12 protein-coding genes and 1 pseudogene are annotated in these 18130 nt (G+C 54.0%); 4 read left to right on the top strand and 9 right to left on the bottom strand.

The genetic code is table 11. The annotated features are described in order from the left end of the window. Window positions 1-16: 16 nt before the first annotated feature. On the bottom strand, window positions 17-2467 hold the full coding sequence (locus CV102_RS22500) for a ThuA domain-containing protein (RefSeq protein ID WP_187433085.1): 2451 nt from the start codon (window positions 2465-2467) through the stop codon (window positions 17-19). A gap of 921 nt (window positions 2468-3388) precedes the next feature. Between CV102_RS22500 and CV102_RS22495 the strand changes: the two genes are divergently transcribed. The 3 genes from CV102_RS22495 to CV102_RS22485 all read left to right on the top strand — a co-directional run bounded on the left by CV102_RS22495 (window position 3389) and on the right by CV102_RS22485 (window position 8981). Beyond that, window positions 3389-5302: a hypothetical protein gene (locus CV102_RS22495; RefSeq protein WP_148860262.1), complete on the top strand. Its 1914-nt coding sequence runs from the start codon at window positions 3389-3391 to the stop codon at window positions 5300-5302. Between the two features lie 576 nt (window positions 5303-5878). Next, window positions 5879-7564, top strand: coding sequence for an ABC transporter ATP-binding protein (locus tag CV102_RS22490; RefSeq protein WP_306438868.1), 1686 nt, complete (start codon window positions 5879-5881; stop codon window positions 7562-7564). A gap of 1 nt (window position 7565) precedes the next feature. Further along, a complete protein-coding gene (locus CV102_RS22485; protein WP_148860260.1) occupies window positions 7566-8981 on the top strand; it encodes a sulfatase in 1416 nt (471 codons plus the stop codon). A 170-nt stretch (window positions 8982-9151) separates the two neighbouring features. Here CV102_RS22485 and CV102_RS22480 read toward each other — a convergent pair whose 3' ends face one another. From CV102_RS22480 to CV102_RS22470, 3 genes and pseudogenes are all read right to left on the bottom strand, one after another. Continuing rightward, window positions 9152-9970: a hypothetical protein gene (locus CV102_RS22480; RefSeq protein ID WP_148860259.1), complete on the bottom strand. Its 819-nt coding sequence runs from the start codon at window positions 9968-9970 to the stop codon at window positions 9152-9154. A 32-nt stretch (window positions 9971-10002) separates the two neighbouring features. Next, window positions 10003-10809 (bottom strand): glycosyltransferase, encoded by an 807-nt coding sequence (locus tag CV102_RS22475; RefSeq protein ID WP_187433084.1) that lies wholly within the window; start codon window positions 10807-10809, stop codon window positions 10003-10005. A 272-nt stretch (window positions 10810-11081) separates the two neighbouring features. After that, window positions 11082-11254, bottom strand: a pseudogene (locus CV102_RS22470) (integrase core domain-containing protein); the annotation flags it as partial. A 40-nt stretch (window positions 11255-11294) separates the two neighbouring features. Here CV102_RS22470 and CV102_RS22465 point away from each other — a divergent pair. After that, window positions 11295-12287, top strand: a complete 993-nt coding sequence (locus CV102_RS22465; RefSeq protein WP_233710784.1) for an IS4 family transposase — start codon at window positions 11295-11297, stop codon at window positions 12285-12287. Between the two features lie 258 nt (window positions 12288-12545). Here CV102_RS22465 and CV102_RS22460 read toward each other — a convergent pair whose 3' ends face one another. The 5 genes from CV102_RS22460 to CV102_RS22440 all read right to left on the bottom strand — a co-directional run bounded on the left by CV102_RS22460 (window position 12546) and on the right by CV102_RS22440 (window position 18124). Then, the gene (locus tag CV102_RS22460; protein WP_148860257.1) at window positions 12546-13367 is read right to left on the bottom strand and encodes a hypothetical protein; all 822 of its coding nucleotides are present in this window, start codon (window positions 13365-13367) and stop codon (window positions 12546-12548) included. Further along, on the bottom strand, window positions 13324-13533 hold the full coding sequence (locus tag CV102_RS22455) for a hypothetical protein (protein WP_148860256.1): 210 nt from the start codon (window positions 13531-13533) through the stop codon (window positions 13324-13326). Before CV102_RS22455 ends, CV102_RS22460 begins: the two co-directional genes overlap by 44 nt. Then, the gene (locus CV102_RS22450) at window positions 13520-13726 is read right to left on the bottom strand and encodes a hypothetical protein (RefSeq protein ID WP_148860255.1); all 207 of its coding nucleotides are present in this window, start codon (window positions 13724-13726) and stop codon (window positions 13520-13522) included. The genes CV102_RS22455 and CV102_RS22450 overlap by 14 nt, the downstream gene beginning before the upstream one ends. A gap of 627 nt (window positions 13727-14353) precedes the next feature. Then, a complete protein-coding gene (locus tag CV102_RS22445; RefSeq protein ID WP_148860254.1) occupies window positions 14354-16711 on the bottom strand; it encodes a DUF2206 domain-containing protein in 2358 nt (785 codons plus the stop codon). 78 nt (window positions 16712-16789) lie between these two features. After that, window positions 16790-18124, bottom strand: coding sequence for a sulfatase-like hydrolase/transferase (locus CV102_RS22440; protein WP_148860253.1), 1335 nt, complete (start codon window positions 18122-18124; stop codon window positions 16790-16792). Window positions 18125-18130 lie beyond the last annotated feature (6 nt).

Here is an 18130-nt window from a genome sequence, read left to right as displayed (position 1 = left end):
TCGGTCTCATCACAGTCTACGAGTGCTCGATCCGCGAGATACGGGAATCCTCACTCTCGTAACCGCCGGTTCCCCACTCGATATAATGAAATCGGCCCTCTGGACCGATCGCCATATCGATCGGCGATCTCAGGTCTAGGTCAGGCAGGAACGGTTCGAGTTCGAGCAATTCTTGATCTTCGTCGAACGAAGCATAGTGGAACGAACCAGTATTGAAGCCCGCGATGAACCACTTTCCGTCGAAGTAGTCGGGGAGGGCGTCGTCGGCACGCTCTTCAGGCAGCCGAACAAGGGGACCGCCTTTCGGGGCGCCGTCGGACAGTTCCGGAAACGGCGCGCTATCCGGAACGTCCCAAACATCCTCTTCCCACGGGTGGTCTTCCGGGGCATCGGTGTAGGCGTCCCAGTTCCCACCCGTCGGTACGTAGAACGTTGCAGGCTCAACCGGGGGCAGTTCCTCGAGGCCGTCGTTGTTGACGGAGTCGTTAGTCGGGCCATCGAGATCGAATGGACCGTTCGGTTCCTCGGCCTCGAAGTCGTAGTCCACGTAGGGGTACCTCGGACCGGTAACGAGCGGCCAACCGTGATTGCCAGGCTCCCGTATTTGGCGGTAGTTGCGGAGTCCGATCGGCCCGCGATCGACCTCCCAAGACGAAGCGCCCGGTCCGTGGTCGCCGACGTACACCCAGCCGGTCTCTTCGTCTACGCCGAACCGGAACGGGTTTCGCAATCCCATCGCGAAGATCTCCGGCCGGACGAGGCCCTCTTCAATCTCGTCTCCGTACCCTCGCGCCTCGGAGAAGAGGTTGTCGTCGTGGGTTGCGTACGATCCGTCCTCGCGGGGCCTGATGCGGAGGATCTTCCCCCGCAGGTCAGACGTATCGCCGGACGTCCCTCTCGCGTCCGTCGTGTTGGGATCGGTAGATTGGTCATCGATTGCAGCGTATGCGTCGGCCGGGGTGACGTTGTCTCCCGTCGAAAGGTACAGCCACCCGTCAGGACCGAACCGGAGAGCGCCTGCGGAGTGGCAACACGTCTGGCGCTGCTCGTGGACTCGGAGGATCTCAACCTCCGAATCGGGATCGATCTCGTCGTTTTCGACCGGAAAGCGCGACAGCTGGTTGTACGGCATCGGCTCGTCCGGGTCGAGATCCTCCTCCACTGGCGAGTAGTAGAGGTAGAGCCAGCCGTTCTCCTCGAACGCCGGATCCAGAGCGATTCCCAACCCACCCCAATTATGCCTTGGAGTGTCATGCTCGACATCAAGAGAGAGCGCAACGGTGACTCGGTCGGATTCCGGATCGATGATGACGACATCACCGGTACGCTCGATACAGAAAATTCGACCGTCGGGGGCGATCGCCATCGACATCGGTTCCTCAAGGTCGTCAGGTCCCGCGAGTTCGACGCGATCGTAGGCGTCCCACACGGTGGCCGTAGCATCCCCCTCAATCCAGCCAGCCGCCCACATGATGCCGCTGATTATGTGATAGATGAACGAGTCGTCCTCCCAATTCTCGGCAGTGTGTCCGCCCGCCGTGTACCACGAGCGGCCTTCTTCGACCTCCTGACACCACGCAATTGGATGGTCGGCTCGACCGTCCGTCATCGTCGCCCCTTCGTACGTGTCCTCGTCGATGGTCGCGAGCACGTGTACGTCACCCCGCGGGTTGGGGTCGAAGTCGTACCACTCGTCGGTGCGTTCCCAGACGCTCGGCAGGCCTGCCGTCGAGGGATGAACTTGGTCAGTGACGGCGAGTTCTGCGGACTGGACGTCCTCCGGCCGTCCGTCAGCTCGGGCACCGACGAGGTCCTCGTACCACGACCACTCCTCGTGGGCCTCGATGGCCGCGTGGATCCCCACATAGCCGCCACCCGATTCGAGGTACTCCTCGAACGCCGCCCGCTGGTCTTCGTTGAGGACGTTGCCCGTGACGTTGTGCCAAACGACGACGTCGTAGTGGGTTAGCTCCTCCATATCGTCGGGAAAAGCTGCGGCGTTGCCGTCCGTGTCGTCGATAATGTCAACCTGGATATCTTCGGCTTCCGTAGGGCCCAGGTGTCGCTCAATCGCGACCGAGCCGAGGCTCGTCAGGACTTCGTTACCGGCTTCGATGGCGTCCGCGTGTCGGTCTCCTGCGGTCGTCGACAGAACGAGGATCGCAGGGTCATCGCCTAAGCGGTCGTCATCGTAGACAGTCAGGGTCGTCGTGGCCGAATCGTCGGACGAGTGGGAAGCGAGGGTGTGTTCCCCCGGATCCTGGTTCTGCAGATTGTCGAATTCGACGGTGATGGATTCGGTGTCGCTTGGGCCGAGTAAGACCCGTTCACTAGCGAACTCGTCGTCGTTGAGGCGGAACTCAATAGCCTGTGTGTCCCGCTCGGTGCCGGTGTTCGTCACTGTCGCGTCGACTTGGAGGGGCTCGTCAGTCCCGTGAGTGGCGTCGTTCGGCAAGATCCGGCTCACCTCGAAGTAGGGTCCACTCGGAGAATCATCGCCGTCGTTCAGATTTTCGTCACCAAGACAACCGACGACGGCCGTGACGCCAGCTGCGCCGATGGTCCGCAAGAGCTGCCTTCGTTTGGGTCGGTTTGGTGGAGATTTCCGTCCGGCCGAAGCGATGGCAATGTGCGAATCCGTAAACTGACCATCGATCCGTTTGTCTTGGAACTTGTTCCGGTTGGCTGCAATGATCTGTTTGGGCACTAGTACTAGGGGATAGCGTCTCCCGGCCATACCGAGCATTGCGACTTGCACGATCATAATGTCTTAATCACCTTGTGTGAATAATCAATCGAGAAAGGTGATCGTTTTCGGAATGTAGAGAAGAAACAGACAGGACGAATCAGAACACCTCGTTCGATGCTCTTTTCCCTTTGAAACCGAGATTATGGACAGATGGCGTTCTTTACAAATTCTTTTTGTAGTTGTGGTCGAATACCTGACTATACTAGCGCGCCAAGCGGTCCGAAAATCCGAGAAGGCGGTCAAACTGACGACTTATCCTGCTGCTGTCTGCGGGTTCAATAGAACCCTCGGTTACTGCGTTAATCCGCTCGATACGTCGGCGGCGCAACTTAATTGCTGAGATATGGTCATGCTAGCCGATGTGTCATTCAAGCGTGTCCTAGTGCTAAGGTATGGTCACTAGCCGGGTGTCATTCAAGCGTGTCCTCGTAATTGGGTCCGTGTAGTGGCACTTATGATCGGCGCAATAGCCGAACGGGGTCGTACGAACGCATGACGCGATACGATTCGGAGGAAGAAGGTTCAAACCAGCTGAGCAGGCGACAACTGGTAGCAGCGCTCGCCGCTACTGGATCAATCGGGGGAGTGACTATAGGAGGCCTCGGAATCTCTACCGGCGCCACAAGTGACGGAAAACCGATGAGCGACGATCTCTCGGAGTTGCGAATCGAGTGGTACAAACTCTCCGAAGACGGGCTACCGGAACCGGGCATCGAGAACCGATTTGTCCTGATCAACGAAGCCGGAGATGAGTATGAGGTAGGCGAGATCCTTCAAGATACGGGAGAAGAGTGGGTGCGGTTCCCCCTCGACGTGTTCATCAACGTCTTCGAGGTAGACGACGGCACGCTAAGCCTGGCAGACGACATCGACGAAATCGAGCTCGGCGACGTGCCACTCGGTGTCGATCGTCTTCGTATCGAAGACACGGGTGAAGATCCGACTGAAGACGGCGAGATAACGAGGAACGGCGGCGCGTTACGCACTCGGAGCGGCGGGGACGTACACGATGTCGTTCCAGGCTGGCTCCGTGCTCACCGTGCGTTCACGTTCATCGATACGGAGACGGACGAGTACGTGACGCTCGCCGCCCGATACGTTGGCGCGAAACCCGAGGAAGTGTACCGCGGCGACGATGCCGCGACGGCAATCATGTCCGGCCAGAACGCGCTGCGCAACGTTGACGACGCGAGTAAAACCGACGATTTCGGCGACTTTTCGCACGAAGAGTCCGGAAACGACCGCGGTATGCAGTTCATTGCACCGGGAGTCTATAACCTGGATACGCCGATCACCCCACGCAGCAACTGTTTCTTCCACGGGTGGGGGGGCGCGGGTCACGGTGGAGCAGGCAACACTACGCTGACGGCTGAGAACGATGACGTCATAGACGACGCCGTGGTGGTCCTTCAACCCGAGGACGACGACCGCTATGGATGGGGCTCGAGCGGCTACGAGAACGTCCAATTCCACCACTTACGTGTCACCGGTAACAGCCAGCGAGATACCTGCGATCTCATCGTCAACGAGGCCGGCGGGCGTCAGAACTTCCTGAGCAATCTCGAGCTCGGAAACACGCAAGGGACTGCGCTCGATTTAGCGACGGGATCGCGGGAACAGGAGGCGCACAACATCCGTGCGAGCGACGTGGGAACCGGCAGTCACACCGATACCGTGGTCGATCTAGGAGGCCATGGTACACACCGAAACATCTGGGTCCAGGGCGTCGCGGATGAGGACGATCCGCCCGCGCACATGATCCGGATTCGGCAGCAGTGTTCGGTCGTCGGTGCATACACGTACCGCAGAGCGGTCGCCATGGACTCCCTTGTACGGATCGAAGACGACGCTACGTGCACTAGCGTGGAAGCTATCGGGAACGCACCGCGGGCGGTCGAGGTGCGCGACGGCGCGACCGTTTACAGCCCGCGCATCTCCACGGAATCAGACGGTGGTACCGGAATTTACGTAGCCGATCGAGGAGCCGTAGTCCGGCCGGAGGTGAGTTCTGGGGCGGACGGAATCGTCGTCGACGGTCAGGGATCGGTGTGGCACCCGATAATTTCCGAAGCATCGCTCGCCGATGCCGGCGAATTCGACGCGATCGTGTTCAAGGGAAGCGACGGCGGCGCCGTCTATTACCCTGACATCGCGACTGCTGATGCGCGATACGGCATTCGGTTTCAGTCGGATTCGTCAGAAGTGTACGGAATTCAGCAAATCGCGAACCAAAGCGACGCACGGATCCGATGGGACAACGTCGGCGATTGCTCCGTCTGGACCTCGGGTGTTCCAGGGAGGTATCCACTGACGGTCGACGACGTATCCGTCTCCGGGAATGCCGACCGCCCGCGGTGGAATGGCGTCATCGGCGGCGGGCCTCTCGACGGAAGAGATCTGACCGAAACCCGCAACGGCGGTGCGTTCGAGGGCGATGTGGCGATATCTGACGGATCCGGCGAGGAGTTCGACAGGGGCGATCTCTGCCGGTGGGATGCGGCGAACGAGGAGTGGCGAATCTGGAAGCCTGACGAAACGTACGCCCCGTCGTAATTGTCGATGACTACATTGACAATTCGAGATTCTCATCGTGGACCGTCCGTGATGTTACGCAGAGCGGCACCCGGTCCAGGTGGCCTTGTTTAGATGCTCGCAAGAGCGACTCTGTGGCTTAGCTCGACCCCCACATGCAAATTTTCATCGGGAGTTTTGGCACCTAATCGAAACAGAAGTGTTCTTCATCCACAATAGAACGGCTGAGATTAAGAAATTATGGAGATCAGTTCCCGTATGGCAGCTACATTTCCACCTCTTCCGCCACTACTTCCGTCTTGTAGTCGCTATAACCCCCAAATTCCGACGTCCAAACACAACCGTCGGCAGGGAATACCAGCGGTTCGTCTATAGGGTGACGACCGAGAATTGTCAGTAGCGGCTGTGACGGCGTCCTAGAATCAACCTTTATACCTCATTTTAGCAAAGGATTTCAGCGTACAGCGGTCCGGTCCTCTACCAACAATGAACGACCAAAATTACACGAGACGAGATATTCTCCGCGGTCTCATTGACGTCGCCAGATTCAATCCGAAACTCAGCGCGGTAATACTCTGCCTCGGGCTTGTCACGGCGGTGCTAGAGGGGATCGGCCTCACGTTCCTCTTGCCGATCATCGAAATCGCACAGCACGAAGATCCGACCGCCGAGGCTGAAGGAATTATGCTCGCGTTTGTCCTGATATATGAGACATTCGGGATCCCCTTCACGCTCGGATCCGTCATCCTCGGAGTCACGCTCGTCATGGGCCTCCGGTTCGGGACGCTATTTTTCCTGAAGTGGTTCAAGGAGGTTCTCAGATCCGCGTATATCAGAGATCTTCGTCGCCGCGGGTTCGAAAACGCGCTCAACGCCCGAACCGCTTATTACGACCAGAAGGGATCGGACGAGGTTCTCAACGCAATTATCACCCAGACCCAGTACGCAGGCAAGGTAATCGAGAAAGTGATCTTCTTCCTCGAGAAGGCGTTTCTCGCAATCGTGTTCGCTGCGATCGCGTTCTACCTCTCTCCGTTTCTCTCGATCTTCGCCGCAGTTACCTTCGTTGTTCTGACGTTCATCGTACAAAACGCGGTCGAAAAGGGGACCTCAGTCGGCAATCGGGTCGCAGACGCGAACGAGCGGATACAGGAGGTCGTTCAGATGGGCACCCAAGGTATCCGAGACGTGAAGATGTTCGGTATGGTTGAGGAAATCTACGGGGACTTTTCGACTGCGATCGATCAGTTCGTCGAATCCCGGGTCTCCGTGAAGCGCAACAAGGCCGCGATAAACAGTAGCTACCAATTCATCTCTGCCGCGATGCTCTTCGTGCTCATCTATCTCGCACTGACGATCGGAGCCATGTCGCTGGCTGCGCTCGGCGTCTTCCTCTTCGCCATGTTTCGACTGGCGCCGATCGTGAGCAACCTGAACGAAGAGGGGTACGACATCCTCGCCGACATGCCGCACTTGATCCGGACACAACGGTTTGTCGATGGGTTGCAAGAATATACCGAACCGTCCGCCGGCGACAAACAGGTGCCGGATCGGATCGATACAATCCAATTCGAGAATGTCACGTTCGCCTACAACGATGAGAACGTCCTGAAGAACGTTTCCTTCGAACTCACGAGCGGTGACTTCGTCGCGTTCGTCGGGCAGTCGGGGGCCGGGAAGTCCACGATCGCTTTGCTTTTGGCGAGTCTGTACGTGCCCGACTCGGGGCGGATAACGGTGAACGGGGCGCCGTTGAGTGACTTTCCGGTCACGGAGTGGCGCGAGAAGATCGCGATCGTTCGACAGGATCCGTTCATATTCAACGACACGCTAAGGTACAATCTGACGATCGGCAACCGTGAGGCAACTCAGCGGGAAATCGAACGTGCCTGCGAGATCGCCATGGTCACGGAGTTCCTCGACGGCTTGCCGAACGGCTACGATTCGATGCTCGGCGACGACGGAGTCCAGCTCTCGGGCGGACAGAAACAACGCGTGGCGATTGCCAGAGCACTCCTCAAGGACGCCGAGATCCTGATTCTCGACGAGGCCACCAGCGATCTGGACACGAATCTTGAAGACCGAATCAAACGATCACTCGAGGAGACGGCCCGTGAGTTCACGACCCTGGCGATCGCCCACCGGCTGTCAACCGTTCGCAACGCGGATCGAATATACACGCTCGAAGGCGGTCGAATCACGGAAACCGGCGAGCACGGGGAACTGCTTGACGAGGGCGGCAAGTATTCCGAACTCTACCGGAGCCAGGTGACCACCGATTGAGATGACCGACAAACCCAACTTTATATTCTACGTCTCAGACAGCCTGCGCGCGGACCACCTATCTTGTTACGGGTACGGACGGAAGACATCGCCACACATCGATTGCCTCTCGAGGGATGGAATTCGGTTCGAGCGGGCGTTCGCACAGGCTTACAAGACGGTCGAATCGAGCGTCTCCATCCTCACCGGTCTATACCCGCCAGCGCACCAGGCCAGGACGACCTACGACATCGTTCCCGACGAGGCTCCGCGCATCGCTTGCCGATTCGCTGACCACGGCTACACGACCGCCGGCTTCTCTTCACTCGTGCAAATCTCAAAACGACGGGGATTCGACGAGGGATTCCACACCTTCGAGGAGCTGTTTCGGACGCAAGAGGCGACCGACGGATTCACCGATTGGGCCGGCGTCTGTACTGACCAGGCTATCAATTGGATAGAAGAGTGCGACGGCGGCCCGTTCTTCCTCTTCGTGTGGTCGAATGGAACGCATGACCCGTACGGTCCGCGAGCGGACGTCTTCGCGGAAGATGACCCCGACCATCCGATCGACGGCAGTTTAGAATCGCTCCGGAGTGCGGATCCGGATCAAGCCTCACGTGTTCGCAACCTGTACGACGACACGATCCGCCACGCTGACGCGCATTTTGGGCGGCTTCTCGACTACTTGGAACGGAGCGGCCTGTACGACGAGACGGTTATCGTTTTCACAGCGGACCACGGCGAACTGCTCTCAGAACACGGTCGACTGGAGCACACATACGCGCCGATCCGGCGGGGAATGCAGGCTCTTGCCCCGAGATTCATTCACTCGCAAACGCTGTTTGAGCCGGGTGCGTTCGTCGGCCATCTAGCAACGTTACCATACGACGAGTTGTTACACGTCCCGGCAATTGTCAAACCGGATGGTAGAACCTACGATGGAGATACGCGAACCGGACTCGTCGAAACGGTTGATCTGATGCCGACGGTCGCGGATTTGGCGGGAATCCCGTTCGAGACGCAAGGAGAATCACTTCAGCCCCTGTTTGAGTACGATCGACCGTTCAAAGACCATGTCTTTTCCCACACAGACATTTCTCGAGGCCTGACAAACACGCAATCGGTGCGGTCAATGGACCACAAACTCGTGAGGGTGAACTGGGAGTTATCGCGTCTTCGCTCACGCGAGACGCTGGACCTTGAAAACACACTGTTGTCCGTATTCAAGAAATCGATTACAAAATCGGAACTTCTCTTTGAGCTCCCCGACGAGAATGCAGATGTTACGTCTCACCTCCCGGAGGCACGAGATGTGTTACGAAAGGCCCTCAACAAGTGGATCGAGAACGTTCGGGAGGTGTCGATCGACCCAGAGACATCTGAACTAGACGCAGTGACGAAGCAACAGTTGCGAGAGCTAGGGTATCGAAAATAGTTGAAAATAATATCTGATATATTATTTTGCCATCCTTAATAAAATTAACTTACTCTAATCAAAACGATGGGATTGGCATTGGTCAATCCGCGGTATCCGGAGGCAGAAGGAAGTAGCGGCGTACAGTTTGATTGAAAACTCTACACATGTACTTATTAGATCGGAATAGTTTATTTTTCGACCAGCAGATCATGGAGATCCGGATGAGTGGTGTATTCAGCAAGTGATGAGGTGGTTTCTTTCTGATCAGTTAGATTAGCCAGTATCCATCGTTTTTTCTGCCATCCTAAGTGGCGTGCTGCGACAACCACGGGGATTGAATCAACATCCAGTAATTTCGCAATTGATAGTCGGTGTGCACCAAAATTCGTCCATAACATTTCACCGTTGCGCCCGATGTCAACAGTTACTTCATTAAGTTCAGTCGGTACCGGTTCATTATTTAAATTATCTGTGCTCGATTGGTCTCTATCCATAAGTTCTTGTTGGGACAGGTACCCATCAGAATTAATTGAGTTATGAAGTGTCTGAATTTCTTGAAGGCGGTCATCAAACGTTTCAATTGAATTGTGCCCCCAGGGCCTTCCCCGTGGATGCATAAGCTTACTTTTGTAGTGTTCTCGAAGAAGAGACGGATCATCGTCAAATAGATATGATCGAATAGCTTCATAGGTTTGGTTTTTCTTTTTGAACGACCCTCCTTTCCGGTCCCAGTTTCCCTGACAAACGCATCCATAGAGATTTGGACTGAGTTCTGAAACATGCGTGATTTCGTCCGGTGAAACCTCAATGACCTTGAACGGGTCAGCATCGGTAAACCCACAACGGATATCTGTATGTAACCGAATGATGCGTTGTGATATTGAAGGGAATGAGTTTAGACCTCGTTCATACCCTCTCCCAAGAATTTCTCGACGTCCATCCCGGAATAGGGATAGAACTCCTTCTGTTCGAGCCTTGTTAATCCCTATTTTGGCTAATCTGATCATATTCTTTATAATTATTTCATAATTTTATATATCTAATAACATTCATGTCTTAGCGGTTGGTATAGTTCATCGGAACAATGAGCTAATGCATCAGAATACCTGTCTTCATTAGCATTTAGCAGTGCCACTACAGTTAATGGTATTGTGATGACTATTTCATGGGGTAACATTGTTCGGATATTATGTGTGAAAATCTGTTTTTCTGAGAAACCAATACGGTACATCGCCTGTACATCACGATACCAATCAGAAAGACGTTCTAAGGGAGTCATATCTTTTGACTGTTCTGCTGCAACAAATATGTCACCAGATGGTAACTGGACCTTCTCTACCCTCATATCACCATTTTCTTCGACAGAAGGAGGGGGTCCGAGGACACGGAGGACACCTGCCTTGTAGAGTCGATCATGGAGAGCGTGGTCCTCTCGATACTGTATAGGACGATAATGATATTGTTTTAGTAATGTTGTCGGGGCAACAATTAGACCATTGTTACCACGAACTAGTAACGCTATATTTTGTTCATCTATCCCTTCATAAGCTTCGAGGACGGCACCGAGCCCGGAATACTGAACATCAGGATCAATCTCGCTGATAATGTGGTCGTTTTGAGCAATCTCCACAGCGTGCTGTCTTCCCTCACCACGAGTACACCCATCACGTGTTTCGACTTGAACAGGCCCTTCGAATTGACGAAAAACATCCCGTGTTTCATCATTGCTTCCGGCATCTACGACAACCAGCTCAACCTTGCGATTATCCACCTCAAATGAATTGACAAAATCTCGAGCTTCGACTTCGCAATTATAGGTTGTTAACCCGACCGAATATTCCACCATCAGCATAACTTGGCGGCGAATCTAAAAAAAACTCCCGCTCAATCTATCGGTTGTGTTCAATCTAACAGGCTCCCTAGGGTTCACCGTCAAGGACATGAGGAAAGTCACGTCGCTCTCTACGGCTCGCTGCAATCCTCAGACTTCGATCTGCGGTTCGTATCTCGTTTCGTTTCTCGAAAGCGACGTCCCTTTCATTGTCGTTCGGCATGAGTTAACGAGCCGACCTACACCTAACTACACATCGCCTTCCTGACCGGGATCAGAGGCACTGTCTAGTTTTGCACCTCCTCGACTGGCACGTTTCCGTCGAGGGCTTGATGCGGTCTTTGGTGGTTGTAGTAATGCATGAACTGTTCAAACACTCTCGGACGCTCGCCCGACTGCCCACCCACGAGTTATGGAAGCGGTCGACTCGCATTTTGAGGGTGTGAAACCACTTTTCGATCTGTCCCGTTTCGAGTATTTAAATCCGGTGTCAGGCCGTCATGTCCGGCCTGATGACGGAAACGGTTCATTCCCAGACACAGCGTTCTTCTGACCAGAATCTCATCGGTGAGAGTAGTCAATCAGCCACGACTGCGAGCGAATTTTACTCGCTGCTCGACGCAGTCGACAGCGAGTACATTGCCGATCAGTTCGGGATCGGCACCTACACGAACAAGCACGGCTTTGAGAATCATCTCAAGGTCGGTATCTTCGAGGGAATCAATCCGTCTGACTCGCTCGCTGAACTTGCTGAGAAGACAGCCACGCATGATCAACTCGAGGAAATGGCTGCATCGACCTTCTCCCGGCGAACGAACGACCGCGACTACCGCGCGGTCGTTCGTCTCTTCTTCGAGTTGCTCCATTCGCCTCGGCTGTATCACCAACGCAGTGTTCAGCGCAAACGGCTCGAATGGCTCGATCGAGCAGTTGTCGCTCTCGACGGGACAAATCTCGCTCTCACCAGGTCGGTCGCTGTTCCAAGTGAACTGCATGACAGCGAAGTCATTGATGAGATTAAGCCAGGTGACCGTGGCCTCAAATTCAACCTCGCTGCACGTGTGGACGGACACGCCAAGCAGCCTCTTGGCGTGTCCGTCACAGCAGGCGAAACACGCGAACCAACTCAGTTCGATCATCTCCAAGGCGATGTCGAGGTCTTCGCAGACCTCGACTCACCAATTCGCGTGTTCGACCGTGGCTATCTCGACTATGACCGTTTCTGTGCGCTGAAAGAGCGTGAAGAGGACTTCGTGTGTTTGTTGCAGTCCGATTCTCGGGTCGATGTCCTAGAGCGAATCCAGGACATCGACATCACTGACGAAGCAGGGACACGACACGTACGCGACGACCTGATTGAACTGGCCGAGACCGGCGAAACGTTTCGGCGGATTGTGTTTGAGGATGTGGACGGAGAGGAGATAGCGTATCTAACGACGCTATCTCCGGAGAAGTACGATCCTGTGGACGTGACTCACCCGATAACGCCGTGAGAGCGCCGCCGCAGGAGCGGCGGCACTCTCCAGACAGGTGAATACCAGGCTATTGAGGTTGAGTCTGGACGATTGCGGCTGGTAGATTACGTTTTCGTTCCCTTTGAACTGATCTGTGATCTGATAGACCATAGTCTCTCGCGTTGTTGCTTGCTCGGTAACCTTATCACGTCGAAACGGGACAGGGTTCAGGGGGGAATCAGGACGATCTGCTCGTTTATTTCACGCATTTCAGCAATACCAGCGTTCGATAGACGTTCAGTAGTCAGCGTAGACTCGCAGTTCCGATCGAATCGAGTTGTAGGTCCCCTGACGGATGTTTTGGAGCACTACTTCCGAAGCATCAAAATAAATGAGCTCTAATAACTCACTCAACTGCTCCCATTCTTTGTCTCCCATTTGTTCCTTCAGTGCTTGACATCGTTCCTCGTAGTAGGTGGTAAATTCCCCGTCATATTCGAATACACAATGGGTAGCAATATGTGCAAGTTCATCGGGTGCTGCTGGTCGATAAAAATGTCCGTGCTTCTCCCGTCGACCCAACATCTGTTGTTCGATTGTCGGGTCAAGCCGCCAGCGGGTCCCGTTCCAGGGAGAAACGTGGCTTAGATGATTTTTCATATCCAATAGGACGCCATTCCGGTTAACCTGGTAGGCGTAACTGTTCTGTGTTGCAAGATCGTATGGAGATTCAGATGGAGTACTGATACTTTGTTTCGTCACACCAACAACGCGGCTTAGCGCTTCGGTAGTGTTGTTACTAATAAAGCTTGCAGCTTGTTTTGGGTTTTGAGCAGCGTGGAGTATCAACGCATTTATTCCAGGAGGAGAGGTGCTCTGATCAAACTGTACGTTTTTCACTACTTCGGCAGCATTATTGAAATCATCCTCAGCAACCAAGATATCCACATCTAATGTCTTGACATCATCACCAGGGATGTACTCAGGCAGTCCTTCCCAGCGACGGAGTAGGACGTACTCAATACCACTGTCATTAAATCGTTCAAACGTAGACGACAAAATCTCTGCCTGGTTATCAGTTAGCTGTAAGCTCATCTTTTCGATCAAGTAATGTTTCATGGCCTTCTGTTATTGCGTCAGAAAGTTTCAGAAACTCTTCCGGCGTCAGATCAAGGCGGATATGCTCTGTATGGAGATGTACAAACCCGTTTTCGTTGTACTCGATACGATACGTTTGTCCGCTTGGCGTTTCGAACTGTGCCAGTAGTTCTTCAACAATCGCCATCGTTGAATACCTCTGCTGCTGCCGCAACTTCCTCCGAGAACACGAGATAATCCTCGATAGACATCTCCAACCGAACATTCCGGAAATGAACATGAATGCCCTCGCCGATGTTGTCTTCAACAATGAGCTTCTGCTCATGGTGTGTTAATGGTGGCACGTCACCGGATGCTAACTTTTCAACAAAGATGTTCATGGCTACTATTAGTTTGTTTAGTGGTCACAAAAAGCCATCGGGCGCTAGTCCTTATCTAGGGTGATTTTGAGATGTGAGAAGATGGTAATAGTTTAGCATCCATGCAAATCACTACTCTACACGTTGAACTCGGCGGCTCTTGAGTGTTGGTAGCGAGAACGGACAGCGAATGACCTCACAGGAGTGTCATCCGCTTCTATGCCGCTCGCTTGTCGCTTTGGCAAATATCCGCCTTCGCAGGTGCTCAACGTTGATCGCTCCCAGGAAGCGATCTAGCAGTGGAAAGAACAACTGGCCGACAGCGTTTCCGACTCGCAGACTACGAAACTGTCGCGGGTTAGCGGCAACAAACACTATCTGGCTCAAAGACAACAGGTACAGGGTCTATGCCGCAATCAACATCAACATAAAGTACTTGCTCAGTTTGTAGAATCCACAGTTAAAATCAAGATATTGTCATTCAGTTCTCTCCAATGTCCATCAATTATTATTTTGTCGGGATCTAATTAACCCGATATGAATGTAGTTGGGATTGACTCATTACATTTACATTGTCTTGGCATGACGCAAGGAAACTCAGATTAGAATACAGTATGTTATAGTCCAAATTACCCAATTGTCAAATAATTATAAATCATCAGAAGTAAAATATATGTTACTATTTCCAGTGGTGTACACCCGGTTTTCATCGGACAATCGTTCTTCAACGTCAGATAGGTCCTCACCAGCGCGTGCACCTGTGTGATGTACTCCTTCACGTGGTATACCGACGCCGAGATCAGTATTATGCCCAGATAGTACCGCATATGATGTTCCTTCGTGATCGGGGAGGTCAAACAAGTCGTTAGTCCAAGAGTGTGAGACTGCTCGCTCGGGATCCTCGGCCGATCTCACTTGTGGACCGTACCAATCATTCGCCGCCGTTCGAGTGATTAAATCCGCGTGTATCCCGTGGCTCTGGTTTCCATGAGTGTTGATCCAGGCATAGGTCGCGACATCCTGTCCGAAGTGAAGATTACTATTTGCTGTAGGATTTTCGTCGGCATCCGCTACAATCTGTTCCTGTAGCGGAACGCTGCTAGGTGCACCGCCACCGAGCACTACTGCAGCAGCAGCGCCCGTATTCAATACAAGCAGTATTGCGATAATCATAGCAAAGAGGGATCGAGTAGCCGTCCGTTTTCTCTTCTGATCCACTTCGTCGGTCCCTGATGGAACTACGGTCTGATAGCTACCCCAGAGAACGTTGACGACTGCGTAAATCCCAATCACGGCGAGTACTGCGATGATACTGAACGATATTGCCATCGGTCGGCCACCCCCCCACATTGCTGAGAATATGAACGTAGCCAAAAACGATCCAATTATTCCGCCTGCAAGAACAATGTATTCGTCAAGAATATCCTTTCCCACTTGTTTTTGTCCGGTGAACCGTTGGATAAATATGTACATGAAACCAATAGCGATGAGAGCAGAGAGGAATACGTATATATATCGAGACAATTCAATAGAGATGGTTCCGTATTCTCTGGTGAGTCGAGCCGTCGTTCCTCCGCGTGGAGTCGCGGGGCTGGTAAAAAAGTCGATAAGTGATGCTTCGACGCGCGTAAAGAACCTCCACACCCGTCGCCCGTCATACGTAAATAAGTACCACACGTACACGAAGACCGTATAGAATATCGCGAACGCCGCTGAGAGAGTGTACGAATTTGTCGATACGACGGATCCCCAGCCGCGTCTGACCCCGTCTTTATTACGTCTGAGCTGCGGTTCGGTCAATCCGAAGGCGATTGTGTCGAAAAATCGTAAACCCACTAGAAGAAGAACTGCTAGTAGGAAGGCTAGCATCACGAAGTAGGAGGCGCCGTAATGGGACGTGGCGAGCGCAGCCACGAATCCGAGCGCCAATCCTTTCCGCAACACCGGGTCAAGATCAGTATCGGTAATGGCGACGCCAGCAAGCACTAAAAACAGGACCGGTGTCCCGGCCCGTCCCATCGTCGGCACTTGGAAATAAAAAGGATGAATGAACGTAATGAGTATCGCGCCGAGAGCAGCATCGGTGGGGTCGAAAATGCGCCCAAAAATGACGTACGCACAGACTGGAATCAGCGATGCGAGAAGTGGATTAAAAACATTGATTTGCGTGAGTACCTCTATTCCCCCGAGGTGAGCGAACGTCGGTGACAGCGTGACGTTAGGAAGGAGGGATGTTTCCGCCGCAAACGGCGGATCGGTGGTGATCGCCCATCTCCCTTCTCGCCACGCGTCGATTATGTTTGTTTGTCCGCCGAAATTGGAGAATTTCCATAGAGTGTCGTGATATGGCAACGACACGCCTACCGTCCAGACTGAGATTCCGAGCCAACGGCGACCAATTAGTTTGAGGGCAATCACCAAGGGAACGAGTCCCAGTATGGCGAGTACGACGAGCAGCGGTCGGTTGTCACTGGTGTGATTAAGCCAGACGACGCTCAGGATCGTAAGCGGAGGGAGTAGCAGAAACCCGAGAGTCGTCGGGTGGAGCCATCGTGCGCACCACTCTCTCCACGCTTCAGTATCTGGGACAGAGATCGTGCGCACACTAGGGTCGGTTAATCGTGCTGCAAATGCCAGAGCGATTACGAACAAGCCGTGTGCGATCCCGAGGGAAAGTTCCCCGATAGGACGTTCGACTCCAAACTCCGGGAGGAGGAGATTCAACAAGAACCCGATAGCCATGATGAGTAGAAGGCTCACGCCGATTGCGTACAGCAACCATGGAAGTTCGACTCGTGGGCCGTATCCTAGTAACGTTAGGAGCAACGCTCCCGGGATCACCCCGAAGAACGCGAAGGCGAACACCGCCCGCGGCTCGCCAATTCCGACGAAGACATCGAGGCCGACGAGAGCGACGAATACGGCGAGGAGAACGAGCGCTAACTCCTCCAGGCTGACTCGACTCTCGAACGGATCCGAATTGAATTCGTCTGGACGCCAAGGCATTGACTGTAGAAGTGCATCCGTCGGTAGATAAAGTTCGTTGCATCGTTTCAACTGACTGTCCTGAAGAGTTCCCCCGTCCTATAGCGTCCGCTCCTGTATCGAATCTCGTAAAGCACGGATGATATCATACCGCTCATCAAGAGCGCGATCGTGTCCCGCCACCCATCCGTCCAGTGCGGTTACGATCTCCCTGTGTGTATTGACCAGGTTTTGCGTCTCGTCGTTGTCGCTCGGAAGGTGATACAGTTCGTCCGCTGGAGACTCGCGAGCGAACTCGAATGCACCGTCGCTGTCGATCCGTTTCCACTCGGCGGTGCGAACCGCGACCCGTTCGTTCTCCTCTGTTTTCGCGACGACTGGGTTCTCTAGGATCTCCGCTGGATCGGGCTCGCCCGCAGCAATCGACGACAATAATCGCGGCAGATGCCGTAGCGCGGTCTGCTCTGACACCCAGCCCGTTGTTCCGACATTGTGCCCGAGAAGCGGGACCCTGAGATTTTCGTCGTACAGTTCCGGACGATGCCCGCGAGTGGCGTGCTCCATCATCGCCTCGCCATGATCAGCGTGAAACACGAGCGCCGGATTGTCTCCATCGAGATCCTTGAGCAATCGGTCCACGAAGCCATCTACCGACCGGATAGTATCACGGTACGCTGCTTCCAACCGGTCCTCCAAATATCCCGGCAACTCCTCGAATGCCGTATGGCCGTATTCATACGCGACGTTCGCATAATACATCTCCAGCCCGGTGTTCTCGGTCCTGTACCTCGATGGCGCGATGTACGGCTGGTGGGAATCGAGCAGAAACACCCACAGAAAGTACGGCTCCGCGAGCTCTTCCCTTATCTCGAGAATCCGATCGTAGAAATCGGTCCATGTGAGTGCCCACTGACTTACGTCGGGAACGCCGGGCAGTACGGATGACTTCGAGAGGAGACGCTTTCCCGTGGGCGTCGTATCGTCGCTCGGGAATCCATCTACCTTGACAAAGTGTGCAAACCCTTGAGTGAATCCTGTGTCTGTCGTCGTCCACGGGTTGGCGGTAACGGCGCCCGCGTCGTATCCCTTTCGAGACAGCCGCTGGGCGATTGTATCGAATCGAGTGACATGATGCTTGATCCGGCGTCGACGCTCTTGCCAGCGTTTCTTTTTCTCGTTTCGGCTGGCGTACACGCCTTTATTTTCCCGTCCGATGTGTTCTCCCGTCCAGAGAACAGGCATTGAAGATGGCGTCCGTGGTCCAGGCGCGATCGTGTTTTCGAATACTAGCCCGTCTTCTGCCAGCGTGTCGAGCGTCGGAGTCGTATCGATATCAGGGCTGAGAAATCCACAGTGATCGGCCCGAACGCTGTCGGCCGTCACGAGCACGATGTTGGGGCGATCCATCGGTGTTCTATGGTGTTCGTTTGCCATTTGTGA

This window comes from Natronococcus pandeyae (assembly GCF_008122205.1).
In the GTDB taxonomy this organism is placed as follows: domain Archaea; phylum Halobacteriota; class Halobacteria; order Halobacteriales; family Natrialbaceae; genus Natronococcus; species Natronococcus pandeyae.
This window is presented reverse-complemented; position numbering and strand designations above follow the sequence as displayed.